Here is a 14,174-nt window from a genome sequence, read left to right as displayed (position 1 = left end):
GTTCCAAGACCAACATTGGCAATTATAAACCTAAGCGGAGAATAATGTCAACAGCTTTTTCAGATGTTTTTTGATTAAGGTTTTGTTCAAATGATATCTTTAGTCCATTGCTCATGTAATAACAAGGGTACAGAGTTAACAAAAATTATCTTTCATTATCTTTATGATCGTTTTTATCTTAGTTTATATCCTCTATATATCTTTATTATCACGTTCGATTTTTATGACATTTATTTTCATAAAAATTATATCGAAATTATTTTAGTAATTATAAAACTAAGCGGAGAATAATGTCAACAGCTTTTTTGGATGTTTTTTGATTAAGGTTTTGTTCAAATGATATTTTTAGTCCATTCCTCATGTAATAACAAGGGTACAGACTTAATAAAAATTATCGTTCGTTATCTTTTTAATCGTTGTTATCTTAGTTTATATCCTCTACATATCTTTATTATCACGTTCGATTTTTATGACATTTATTTTCATAAACATTATATCGAAATAATTTTAGTAATTATAAACCTAAGCAGAGAATAATGTCAACTGCTTTTTCGAATGTTTTTTATTGAGTGTTGTTAAAATGATATTATTAGTCCATTCCTAATGCGATAAAAGTGTATAGACTAATAATAAAAAGTATCTTTGTTATCTTTGTTATCTTTGTTATCTTTGTTATCTTTTGTTTATGGACTTTACATATCTTTATTATCCTGCTGGTTTTTTATGATATTTATTTTCATTAAACATCAATCATTTTGATTAATGTTTAATGAATTTATACATATGACTTATAGCGGTCTTTTCTAAACGAGAAACCTGGGCTTGCGAAATACCTATTTCATCAGCAACTTCCATCTGTGTTTTTCCCTCAAAAAAACGCATAGCAAGAATCGATTGCTCTCGATCATTTAAACGATTCATCGCTTCTTTAAGGGCAATTTTTTCTAGCCATTGCACATCTTTGATTTTATCATCACTCAGCTGATCCAAGACAAAGATCGGATCGCCACCGTCTTGATAAACAGGTTCGAATAAAGAAATAGGATCCTGTATAGCATCTAAAGCAAAAACAACTTCTTCTTTTTCCGCACCTAAAGCCTTTGATACTTCAGCTATGGTGGGTTCACGTGCATTTTGACCCATTAAAGAATCACGCATTTGAAGAGCCTTATACGCAATGTCACGCAACGAACGAGAAACACGGATAGGATTATTATCTCTTAAGTAACGACGAATTTCACCAATAATCATCGGAACAGCGTAGGTCGAAAAGCGTACATTTTGGCCTAAATCGAAATTGTCAATTGCTTTCATGAGACCAATACAACCGACTTGAAATAGATCATCGACACACTCACCACGATTGTGAAATCGTTGGATGACACTGAGCACAAGACGAAGGTTGCCATGAACTAGTGTTTCGCGGACAAATACCTCACCCGATTGTAGTCGCGAAAAAAGTTGACGCATTTCTTGATTTTTAAATATAGGTAATTTCGAAGTATCTACACCACATATTTCAACTCTGTTACGAACGATAGCGCCCGTCACCTCCGCTATACAAAAACCGGATAATACAAATAGTATCCCCTTGTAAAGCGCTGGTATAAGTTTTAACGAAGATAATAATATAAATTAGTTATCTTTTATTATTTACCAGAATTTATTATGGTGAATTGACAGCTTCATACGAGATATCATAAGGGTACAAATCAAAAAATGCGTTTAGAAATATTATCAAAATTTGTTAATTTCTTTATTTTAGTACTTTGTGTGTATTTTATGACTGTTTATTTGATTTTATCTAATGTTTTATTTATTGCTACCCATTTAAATTAATGTCTGGTTTTAAGTTTGTTTTAAGTTTGTTTTAAGTTTGTTTTATAACCATTCTTTATATATATTGTGCTGTCCATAATATATGAGTTTCCTTAAATCTTAGTTACATCATTATTTTTGCGACCTTTTAATGATGCTGAAGCCTCCCATGAATCAATTTCATCCTGCAGAGGTAAAATTTCTTGATCTTCAAGAACTAGACGCACTAATATCACATCCGTACCAATACGTTCTATTTGTCGCCATGAAATGGTAAAAACAGGCCCGCTCACTTTTAAGCCAAACCAACGAGATTCACCTGGGACAATTAATGACTCTACGGTACCTTCTGGTACTTTAAGTTTAATATCACGTACTTGGCCGAGAATACGCCCATCAGAGATATTGACCACATCTTTTGTTTGAAGGTCAGAAACTTTCATATAGGTATTATGATCCTCCAGTGAATCGCCATGCTATTTAGAATAAATCAAATATTTTGACTATTCAACCTTAAGCCATCTTGTTAAATTCTTTTCTTAAACGACCAATAACCTTTTTTTCTAATCTAGAAATATATGATTGAGAGATACCTAAGAGGTCAGCTACATCTTTTTGTGTTTTCTCTTCACCGCCACCTAAGCCAAATCGCAAAATAACAATACGTCTCTCTCTATCAGAAAGCATAGATAGGGCTGTTCGTAGAATTTCTTTATCAACTTCATCTTCGATATCGCGATAAATAGTATCATTTTCGGTACCCAAAACATCAGATAATAGTAACTCATTGCCATCCCAATCGATATTAAGCGGTTCATCAAAAGAGATCTCAGAACGAATTTTATTATTACGACGTAAAAACATAAGTATCTCATTTTCAATACAACGAGAAGCATATGTAGCTAATTTGATTTTTTTCTCAGGATCAAAGGTATTAACAGCCTTTATCAACCCTATCGTTCCCGTAGAAACTAAATCTTCAATATGAATACCTGTATTTTCAAATTTGCGCGCGATATAAACAACAAGACGCAAATTTCGCTCAATTAAACAAGCTCGAACCAAAGGCATCCCAGCAGGAAGTTTAGCTAGTAGTTCTTCTTCTTCTTCACGTTTTAACGGCGGAGGCAATGTTTCGCTACCGCCGATATAATGAACTTCTCGAGCAGAATCACGCACGCATAATAACAAAAATCGATAAAGGACGAAGTAAAGTATGTCCCGCCATTTTTTCACCATGCAGTGCAGTCCTCCTACGCGAAAAATTGATTTTTGGCTTCAATTACACAAGAAGGCAAGATAGCTTTATATAGCCCATCCGGCGTAAGTTGCGATCCATCTATACCTATGAGCATACCTGGAATATTATACCATCTACCTTCCTTATGCAAGGAAACAGCATCAGGAACAATCGTGACCATCCAATCTTTGTCATGTCCGGCTGTCCGATATGGCAAAAGGCCTATTTTTGTCCGCCATTTTTTATTTCTTTTGGCGATAAAAGGCAGTTTGGTCAATTTGTCCACTTTATCCATATGTATGATTTCAAACAATAAATCATCACTAGGCAATTTATGACGCCATAGGTTATATTCCATGATAATAACAGGTCTTTGCGATATAGGGTCTCTTAACCTATTACCTGTATCTAAAAGACCTTTGCATTCAATGGTGTGCTGATTGATGGTAACACGTATGGGTAAAAGCCAGGTATGAAGCTGTTTGATATCACGAAGACGCAAGATAGAGAAACGAATGTACCAACCAATAGCAGGTATCGCAATAATCCCAATTAACCAAATTTCCAGAGGTATGCGAAAAATGTCCATGTTGTCAGTTAATTCATCGGCCAATGCATAGTGTAAAGCAAGTAAGGTCCCTCCGGATAAGAGACAAAGCAAATAAAAAAGCAATATATTGGCTAAGTAATTTTTCCATGTGAGAAAATCAAAAGCAAGTAATATCATAAGCAGAGACACCAGTATCTTACCTAATAAGCTATAACTAAACGATATATATCCCAACAGAGGGATAATTGTATATAAACCACCTAATATAGCAGCCATGATGGTACGTAAGGGTGAAAAACGAATATAACGCAAAGCGGCTGTTAACCATAAGAGGAAGTAATCAATAACCCCATTTAATAAAAAGATGAGGTCAGCATAGACAATCAAGGAATACATCCCTCCTTAGCTAGCATGATGTTGTCCACCTATTTTGCCTATCTATGTTGTCCATCATAAAAGCTCGGACTTATTGCTTAGCCCGAGCTCTAAGAAAAAAGCTATTGGTTTCTATGGTTATGCATCCTGATGCTTGGTTATGCTTGTTTCTTTGTATCCACGTCTTATTGACTTTATCTATATAATTTTATGAAATATAACTTATGTAAAACATAATTATATTAAAATAGAGAAATCTTCGCTGTTTAAACAGATAAAAACAAATCTAAATTTATAAAAATATAATTAAAATATATGTTTATTTATTGCGACCATACTTTTTCCTTAAGAAAGTAGGAACTTCCAGAAGTTTGTCGTCATAACTTGAGACATTCCGCAATCCTTCATCGATTGATCCTTTTGCTTTTCCTTTCGGAGACTGTAAAAATTCGTCTTCGACAACGCTATGGTTCCTTTTAAAACGCGGTTTAGCTTTAACTTTATTTTCTTGTTGATGATCAAAGCCTGTAGCGATAACAGTGACAATTGTCTCTTTTTTCAATTCGTCATTACAAGCTGCACCAAAGATCATATTTACATTCTCGTCACATTCTGCAGAGATAATTTCAGCCGCTTCATGTACTTCATATAAGCTTAAATCACGACCTCCGGTAATATTCATCAAGACACCACGCGCACCATTAATTGATGTTTCCAATAAAGGACTGCAAATAGCTTTTTTGGCCGCTTCAATTGCTCTGTTTTCGCCAGATGCAGAACCAATACCCATAAGAGCTGATCCTCTTTCTTGCATAATCGTACGAACATCCGCAAAATCAAGGTTAATCAAACCTTGCTCGGTAATTAAATCAGATATACCTTGTACACCTTGACGAAGCACGTTATCTGCCTCACGAAAAGCTTCTAACATAGGTGTATTTTTATCAACTATTTCTAGTAAGCGATCGTTAGGAATAACAATCAGGGTATCTACATTCTCCTTAAGTTGTCCAACACCTTGTTCTGCTTGATTAGAACGTTTACGCCCTTCAAAAGTAAAAGGTTTTGTCACAACACCGACAGTCAAAGCACCTAATTCGCGGGCCACCATAGCAATTTCTGGAGCTGCTCCAGTGCCTGTACCACCACCCATACCTGAGGTGACAAAGACCATATCGGCTCCTTTTAAGACGCTTTGCAATTGCTCTTTACTCTCTTCTGCTGCCTTTTTACCAATATCCGGATTAGCACCAGCACCTAATCCTCGCGTTAATTTTTCTCCGATTTGAATACGATGAGGAGCTTTCGAACCACCTAAAGCCTGGGCATCTGTATTAACACATATAAATTCTACACCTTGTACACCGCTCTCAATCATACGATCGACAGCATTACTACCACCACCACCAACACCAATAACTTTTATACAAGCGATACGTTCTCGATCTAAGACTAAATTAAGCACCCTTAGCCCCTCCCTCACTTTGATGCCCAAAATTCAAAATAGCATACACGACCTTTCGTAGCTAAATAACTATTGTTAGTTATTAAAGTGACAATGTAATGTTAATCTCTTTCGAAAATTAAATAAACTCACTCAACCAGTTTCTCACACGCTGTAGGGGCGAATTTATTAAATCATTTTTAGCACGATTTTTTTTCGCAGAAGCAGCTGTAACAGGTAAAATAGCATACCTACGCAACCAATGGATAATACTAATGCTGCCTATGTATGAAGGTTCACGAAGGCCTACATCAGTCGGTATAGCTATCCTGATCATCGATCCTAGTTGTTTCTTAGCCATATGATCGATATAGGATAAGGAAGCACACCCACCCGTTAAAACATAACCCCCTGGAGGATCAGTACTAAATCCTAAACTTTTGATACGCTCTTTAATAAGCTGAAAAATTTCCTCTACACGAGGTTCGATAATATGAGATAACTCGTTAGGTGTAATATCAATATCTTTGTATGAACCCAAAGGACGCAAAGAAAATGAATCTTTGTCGGATGCATATTCCCTACTAGCAATACCGTATTTTAACTTGACAGACTCCGCTAATTCTGTCTTGATGCGCAAACCAATAGCAATATCATTTGTAATATATTCGCCACCTAAAGGCAAAATATCGGTGAAAGCTAGATAACCGTTTTCAAAAATAGAAACTGTTGAAGTACCTCCTCCTAAATCGATTAAAACGACACCAGAATTACGTTCGCTTTCTGACAAACAAAGCTCACCTTCAGCTAATGGAAGGAAAACGGTACCTTTCACGATTAGATCGGCTCGCTCTACACAATGCACTAAATTTTGCAAGATAGCTTTTGATGCTGTTATAAGGGAAGCATCGACTTCTAAACGCATACCCATCATGCCATGAGGATCTACAATTTCATCTGAACCATCTATAATAAATTGCTTAGGTATGATATCTAAAATAAAACGTTCTGGGGGTAACTGCACAACCCGAGCAGCATCTAATACACTTTCAACATCACTTGCCGTAATTTCACGCCTATCTTCGGAAATATCGCGCACACCATGACTATCCATAAGGGAGATATACGAACCATTTATACCTAGGTAAACCTCTGAAAGAGACATACCAACCATATCAGCAGCATTATCAATAGCTTCGCGAATAGAGCTAACAACCTGATCGATCTGCACAATCATCCCTTTTTTTATCCCACGCGATATAGCTGTACCAATACCTAAAATTTGACCTGAACCATCCGAAGAAGTCTCAGCCACCACAACACGAATCTGCGAGGAACCAATATCTATACTGGTGATAATATCCACAGCACTCACATCTGTAATCCTCCCCTCAATAAAAAATTGCTCTAAATGATAATTGATTTCTGAATAAAAGCTAGATACAGCCAGTATTCTTCGCCGTATAATTACTATTATCCTCTAAAGCGCCAGGCACATAAAACTTTTTTAAAACGTAATCTATAAAAAAAACTATAGCTATATAATTTGATATTAATGTAATTATCACGATATTGAGGATGTAAATTAAATATTAAATATATAATAAATGCATAATAAACATATAGATAGATAATAATCAAAAAACAATAAACAGGATTTAAATTATTATAATAACCATAATCATAATTATCCATCTCTAAAAATAGCAAAAAATATCAAAGAAGTTAACTTAGGTGACCAACTACATAGTACCATAAAATTTTGTATTTGAACTGTTTACGGATACGGTTTTTACTAATACATAATTGTATTATCATATTTTAGTTATTATTTTCAAAATATTATCCCTACAGCCTTTATCCCTATTTTAATTCATTATACAAAACAAAAACAATCCTTAGCCAAAATAAAAGGATTGTTTTTTTATATTGCCAAACATAATAATAAATATTAATGCAAAATCCATTTAATGTCACCAACTATTTACTAACCGTTAATTCATCATTTTCAACATCAATTTTAATCTTATGGCCTTTTTTAATATTACCTCGCAACATCTCTTCAGAAAGTTTGTCCTCAATACTACGTTGTATAGTCCTTAATAAAGGACGTGCACCATATGCTGGGTCATAACCTTTTTTAGCTAGATATTTGATCGCTTCAGCTGTCAGATCCATCTCTATTTCTTGTTCCTGTAATCTTTTACTTAAGCGTCTGATGATTAATACAACTATTTTTTCTAATTGTTTTTCTGTTAAAGACTTGAACACAATGAGATCATCAACACGATTTAAAAATTCAGGTCGAAAACTCTTTTTCAGTTCTTCCATAACTGTTTTTTTCATATGTTCATAATCTTGCTCATTACTATTATCGGTAAATCCTAAGCTGCTACTTTTACGTATTAAGGAAGCACCTACATTGGACGTCATAATGATAATGGTATTTCGCATATAAACAATACGACCTTTGCCATCTGTCAATCGACCATCTTCTAGTACTTGTAAAAGAATATTAAAAACTTCCGGATGAGCTTTTTCTAACTCATCAAATAAAACAACGGAATAAGGTTTACGACGCACTTTTTCCGTTAGCTGACCACCTTCTTCATAACCAACATATCCAGGCGGAGACCCGATCAGTCGACTGGTAGCATGTTTCTCCATGTATTCAGACATATCTACCCTAATCATCGCATCATCGTCACCAAAAATTGCTTCAGCTAAAGCACGAGCTAGCTCTGTCTTACCAACACCTGTAGGTCCAAGGAAAATAAAGGAACCAATGGGCCTTTTAGGATCTTTTAACCCAGCACGAGCACGGCGTACCGATCTAGCAATCGATTTCACAGCTTCTTCTTGACCAACAACACGTTTATAAAGAATTTTTTCCATGTTTAAGAGACGCTCAGATTCCTCTGCCGCAATCTTACTTACAGGAATGCCCGTCCAGCTAGACACAACATCTGCTATATCTTCAGCTGTAACAGATGTATTAGTTTTACCTTTATCTTCACGCCATTTTTTAGATGTTAACTCCCATTTTTCACGCAAACGTTGCTCATTATCACGTAAAGAAGCCGCTTTTTCAAATTCTTGACCTTGTACAGCCGCATCTTTTTCTTTCTTAACTTTTTTCATCCTTATCTCTAATTCTTTCAATTCGGGAGGCACAACATAGGAGCGCAGGCGAACCTTAGAAGCAGCTTCATCAATAAGATCAATAGCTTTATCCGGTAAATAACGATCATTAATATAGCGAAAAGATAGATTAACAGCTTCTTTAATAGACTCATCTAAAATTTTGACACAATGATGCGCCTCATAGCGATCACGCAAACCGTTTAAAATAGCAATTGTTTCATCAGATGATGGCTCATTTACTAAAATGCGTTGGAATCGACGCTCTAAAGCAGCATCTTTCTCTATGTATCGGCGATATTCATCAACTGTCGTTGCACCAACACATTGTAACTCACCTCTCGCTAGAGCAGGTTTAAGAATATTTGAAGCATCAATGGCTCCTTCAGCACCGCCAGCACCTATGAGAGTATGAAGTTCATCGATAAACAAAATCATATTACCAGCTTGTAAAATTTCATCCATGATTTTTTTTAAACGATCTTCAAATTCACCACGATATTTTGTACCAGCAACAACTGTCCCCATATCTAAAGTCATAACCCTTTTACCACGCAAAGTTTCTGGAATCTCACCCGCCACGATACGTTGAGCTAACCCTTCAACAACCGCTGTTTTACCAACACCTGGATCACCTATGAGAACCGGGTTGTTCTTTGTGCGTCGAGATAATACTTGAATCACACGTTCAATCTCTTTGGTGCGACCAATAACCGGATCAAGATTATTATCACGAGCTGCTGCTGTTAAATCCCGCGCCAAACCATCTAAAGTAGGTGTATTAACATTACTCCCAGATCCAGTACTAACACTAGTCGTTGATTCACTACCGAGTAACTGTAAAACTTGTTGACGCGCTTTATTTAAACTCACACCCAAATTATTCAATACACGCGCGGCAACACCCTCGCCTTCTCTAATCAAACCTAATAAGATATGTTCCGTACCCACATAGGTGTGACCTAACCGACGAGCTTCATCCATAGAAAGCTCGATAACCTTTTTCGCTCGCGGCGTGTAAGTAATATTAGAAGGTTGTGAACGTCCTTTACCGATTAATTTCTCCACTTCATTACGAATCTTATCTAAACTAAGATTAAAAGAAAGTAAAGATTTAGAAGCAATCCCTTCTCCTTCGTGTAACAAACCAAGCAAAATATGCTCAGTGCCAATATTAGCATGCGTTAAACGAACAGCTTCTTCCTGAGCTAAAGATAATACCTTTTGGGCCCTTTCTGTGAATCGACCAAACATCACGTTTAAATCCCTCCGCTAATGTTCATTTATCAAAATAAAAAAAGGAAATATATAGAAACAACAAAAGTAAATATACTTATAGAAAAAAAATTAAATTTACAGAAATAGCAAAAGTAAATATAAAGTAAAACATAAAGATTAAAAACAGCATCGAATACAACCTAACTAAAAACAAAATCAAAAATAACAAAACACAAAAAGAAAAAACAAGTCTTAAAGATATAATCTTGAGAAAAATATATATTTAAAGTTTAAAATCACATATCATCCATACGCAAACGCTCTTTTAGCAAATGAGCACGACGTATATCGCGCTCTTGAGGATCTAATTTCTCCCTGGCATATTGTTGAAGAAATCCAGGTTGAATCATAACCATCATCTCATTCATAATATTAGCGGAAACATTTTCTAATAAACCGATGTCAATACCTAAACGAACATCGGATAAACGACGCATGGTCTCCTTTGAATCCATAACATAAGCATGTGACAAGAGGCCATATGAACGATAAATACGATCTTTTAAACGAACAGATGATGTTTGCATCAAGCGATTCCGTGCCAAACGTTCATGTTCAATGATCTGTTTTACCACGCTTAATAATTTTTCTAAAATTTCGTTTTCTGATTGTCCCAATGTCACCTGATTAGAAACCTGATATAAATGACCTAAAGCTTCACTACCTTCACCATACATACCCCGAACAGCTAATCCTACCTGGGTAATAACAGGTAATAAACGATTCAGCTGCTGCGCGATCGCTAAAGCAGGTAAATGGACCATCACAGAAGCTCGAACACCCGTCCCTACATTCGTAGGACAACTTGTTAAATAGCCACAAGGTTCGGCAAAAGCAAAAGAAAGATAATGTTCTAACCAATCATCAAGTTGGTTGGCTAAATGCCAAACCTCTCTCAATTGCAAGCCTGAAAATAGACATTGAATTCGCAGATGATCTTCTTCATTTATCATAATACTAACAGCATCATTGCGACTTATAATCACTGCTCCTTGCTGAGATTCTTCTATTAGCATCGGACTAACTAAGTGTTTCTCAACCAAAACTTGTTTCTCTAAACTACTCAGATCACGCATAAGTAGCAACTTAGCACCTTTAAGAACAGAAGGTGCTTTTTTATGCTCTAAAAGATCCTTAATACGTTTAATAACCAGCTCTGATTGCGAAGGAGGACTGATCATCGGAAAAGGTAAATCAGCTAAATTACGCGCTAAACGAACCCGACTGCTAAAAACAATTTCCGATTGAGGGCCTTCTGACTGCATCCAACTACTCATTGCCCTCTTCATAAATTCTTCCAAAGACATCCAATCACCCCTCCTATAAACATATAGCTGTCAAAATAGATAGGTATTGAAGATAAAATCAACAAAAACATTTTAGATACTGTCCAAATCTTTACCTTTGTTTTTACGCAATATTTCTTCTAATGAACGTATCTTATCACGCAAAATAGCCGCATCTTCAAATGCTTCCTCTTGAATCTTAACATGCAACTTTTTCTTTAACTGCTCTAACTCATTCCGAACTCTAAGTTCGCCTTGTGTTCGCTCAGGTATTTTGCCACGATGTGTAATATTACCATGAACACGACGTAGTAAAGGTTCTAAGGAATCACGAAAAGCTTTATAACATCCAGCACATCCTAAACGACCAATTTTACAAAATTGCTGATATGTAATACCACACATAGGACACCTCTGAGGCACTGAATCGAGCTCAAAACTACTCCCTCCACCCGCAGGTGATAAATCCATGTTCAATAACCCAGATAACAACTGATGAAAAGAAAAACCATCTTCCCAACCAGGTACATTTTCACCACGCGCTTGTGCGCATACTTCACAAAGATGAAATTCTGATTTACTACCATTAATCACCTTTGTATAATGCAGTGTTGCCGGCCGTTTACCACACTCGGGACACAACACAGCAACCACACTCCCTTTATATTTAAATTTATCTATAATATTTCCTAAGTCAAAGGAAAGAATTTTATAAAATAAAGATATTTTCATTTATATTAAATTACACTAATTATTTAATTCTTTTTAAATTAATGCATGAAAAAAGACTTAAATATTCCAAATATAAAATAAGACGTTTAAATTAAATAAGCAAAACCAAACCATCAATTATAATCGTAACAGCAATCTAGTGATATTAGCAAGTTTAATTCCCAGCGGCAACAATGCTTATTTTTTATAAAAAAACAGACATAAAGTGACGAGTACAAGAAATTAAACAATGAAATATGGATCAAAGATAAAATCTAAATAATTAATTTTAAAAAAAAATCAAAAAACAATCTAAAAAATATTATTATAAATATTCAGGAGATACAATCATTTAATAAAAAATATATTATTAAAAATAATAAAAACCATTAATGGATTAGTTACAAAATTCTAAATATTAATTTATATTTATTGTAATAATTAACCCTAATGAGCTATAATGCCGATGAGATACATCCTTGAAATTAACCTCAGGACGTTCTAAATTATATGGTCTGATAACAACAAAATTAATCTAAAGCTGAAGTTATACTGAAGTTATTTTTTAAAAAATAAAACATAAAACATAATTTAAATCAAAACCGAAAAATAATTGAAATAATAAATACTACAAAAAAAGATTTATCTCTTAATGACGGTCAACCGCATATCTCTTGGGAAGCATGTACAACAATGTGGGGGTGTGTAAATGATCGAAAACGGAAACAATGCGCCAAGCAAAGGTACGCACAAAGCGCGGTGCAAAAAAATGGCTTGCAAATATTTATTACACAAATTATGGGCCATAATTTGTGTTCTCTTATTACTTCTGACAAGCCTTGCAGAAGTAATACAGAAAACCAATAAACCGTTATCGATCATCAAACAAAACATAGACGTTAATCATCTAATACCCTTAACCACAAACAATGGAGGTGTCGTAGCGAGCAAAAAACTTTTGCTATCTAGCAAACAGGAAATAAAATATACAGATGGGGATAAAATGAATCAGACTTTAACTGGAAAAAATACTGATTATTCACAAGAATATTTATTATATAATTATAATAAAGAAAATATACCAATAAATTTAAACTATTCAACAAGTAATCCAACGATATACCCTAGCATAATGAATACTGATCAAAAAAATATAAATGAAACGATCGTACCTACGATCATACGTATCACTAAACAACCTAAATATGAAGCTATTGTACCTACAATCATACGTATCATTAAACAACCTAAATATGAAACTATTACACCTAAAATAATTCGTTCCCCTAAACAAACACCACCAGATATCAAACAATTTAAAAAAACCACTAAAACAGCTATTTCATCAAATAAAGATATACATGATTTATTTCCAAAACCATTTATTATAACACGAGAAAATTGGGGTTCAGGTATTCCTCCTGAAAAAACGAATCGTGTTCAAGAGTGTAAGATTACCCATATTGTTGTGCATCACACAGTAACACCTAATCAAAGAACACAATCTACTAGTAATTTATTAAGAGGTATAGAGAATTTTCATGTAAAAAGTCGGAATTTTCCAAGTATTGCTTATCGTGTCTTAATTGATAATAATGGCGATTTGTATGAAGGATTCAGAAGAAAGCGTTTTGGACCTTCTATGGTTTTAGAAGGAGGCGCAGCCTCTACACATGCACGTAACTTTAATTGCGGAAGTTTCGGTATTGCCTTAATAGGAGACTATAGCAAAATTAGTTCATTGGATCTTAAAAGCCCCGTCATTCAGTCTTTGATTAAAACAATCGTTTATGTTGCCACACGCCAAAATCGCTTAAAAGTAAAATATGATGATAAAGGGAATCTTCAAATCAATATGATAAAAATCATCGGTCATAACGAAACAGGAAGATCAAATACCAGTTGTCCAGGGAGTTCTGTAAGTAAAATATTGCCCTATGTCAAAGAAGAAGTTTATAAACGCATTAAGAAAATGATATTAAATGCTCGTTAATGTTACTAAAGTCCAGAAAGATATTATGCCTTGGGAATTATGGAAAAAATCTAAGGGGTGCTAGCCCTCTTAGATTTTTTATTGTCTTAAATTATATGTATTTTATTTTTAACATATGTAAAATACAATATATATTAATTATAGGTTAAAATATAAACAATTAAAGTTCAGACACGAGTCCTAAAGGTAAAAATATTATCTTAAAAATTCCAATAAATATAAACTAGTGCATAATCATATCAATAAATATATAATAACATAGAATACTTTAAATTAAATCGGAATATAATATTTATATACCAGATGTTGTATGTTATGTGTTATGTGTTATGTTTTAT

Annotated in this window: 10 protein-coding genes; 1 reads left to right on the top strand and 9 read right to left on the bottom strand. The window is 34.5% G+C overall.

All coding sequences use genetic code 11. The features are described from left to right. Window positions 1-759: 759 nt before the first annotated feature. The 9 genes from sigG to VS182_RS03735 form a co-directional block, all read right to left on the bottom strand. Window positions 760-1,539, bottom strand: a complete 780-nt coding sequence (sigG, locus tag VS182_RS03775) for an RNA polymerase sporulation sigma factor SigG (protein ID WP_479485141.1) — start codon at window positions 1,537-1,539, stop codon at window positions 760-762. Window positions 1,540-1,931: 392 nt separating this feature from the next. After that, complete coding sequence (locus tag VS182_RS03770) at window positions 1,932-2,261, bottom strand: YlmC/YmxH family sporulation protein (RefSeq protein ID WP_479483876.1); 330 nt, start codon at window positions 2,259-2,261, stop codon at window positions 1,932-1,934. Between the two features lie 70 nt (window positions 2,262-2,331). Continuing rightward, complete coding sequence (gene sigE, locus VS182_RS03765) at window positions 2,332-3,057, bottom strand: RNA polymerase sporulation sigma factor SigE (protein WP_479483875.1); 726 nt, start codon at window positions 3,055-3,057, stop codon at window positions 2,332-2,334. A 14-nt stretch (window positions 3,058-3,071) separates the two neighbouring features. After that, window positions 3,072-4,004, bottom strand: coding sequence for a sigma-E processing peptidase SpoIIGA (gene spoIIGA, locus VS182_RS03760; RefSeq protein WP_479483874.1), 933 nt, complete (start codon window positions 4,002-4,004; stop codon window positions 3,072-3,074). A 298-nt stretch (window positions 4,005-4,302) separates the two neighbouring features. After that, window positions 4,303-5,448 carry a cell division protein FtsZ gene (gene ftsZ, locus VS182_RS03755; protein WP_479483873.1) on the bottom strand — a complete coding sequence of 382 codons (1,146 nt, stop codon included), beginning with the start codon at window positions 5,446-5,448 and terminating at the stop codon, window positions 4,303-4,305. Between the two features lie 118 nt (window positions 5,449-5,566). Further along, the gene (ftsA, locus tag VS182_RS03750) at window positions 5,567-6,802 is read right to left on the bottom strand and encodes a cell division protein FtsA (protein ID WP_479483872.1); all 1,236 of its coding nucleotides are present in this window, start codon (window positions 6,800-6,802) and stop codon (window positions 5,567-5,569) included. A 605-nt stretch (window positions 6,803-7,407) separates the two neighbouring features. Continuing rightward, on the bottom strand, window positions 7,408-9,825 hold the full coding sequence (locus VS182_RS03745; RefSeq protein ID WP_479483871.1) for an ATP-dependent Clp protease ATP-binding subunit: 2,418 nt from the start codon (window positions 9,823-9,825) through the stop codon (window positions 7,408-7,410). Between the two features lie 257 nt (window positions 9,826-10,082). Then, on the bottom strand, window positions 10,083-11,153 hold the full coding sequence (locus VS182_RS03740; protein WP_479483870.1) for a protein arginine kinase: 1,071 nt from the start codon (window positions 11,151-11,153) through the stop codon (window positions 10,083-10,085). Between the two features lie 72 nt (window positions 11,154-11,225). Beyond that, a complete protein-coding gene (locus VS182_RS03735) occupies window positions 11,226-11,777 on the bottom strand; it encodes a hypothetical protein (protein ID WP_479485140.1) in 552 nt (183 codons plus the stop codon). A 775-nt stretch (window positions 11,778-12,552) separates the two neighbouring features. Between VS182_RS03735 and VS182_RS03730 the strand changes: the two genes are divergently transcribed. Next, window positions 12,553-13,836, top strand: coding sequence for an N-acetylmuramoyl-L-alanine amidase (locus VS182_RS03730; RefSeq protein ID WP_479483869.1), 1,284 nt, complete (start codon window positions 12,553-12,555; stop codon window positions 13,834-13,836). The last annotated feature ends 338 nt before the right edge of the window (window positions 13,837-14,174 follow it).

The sequence above is a fragment of the Pasteuria ramosa genome, assembly GCF_056496785.1.
This window is presented reverse-complemented; position numbering and strand designations above follow the sequence as displayed.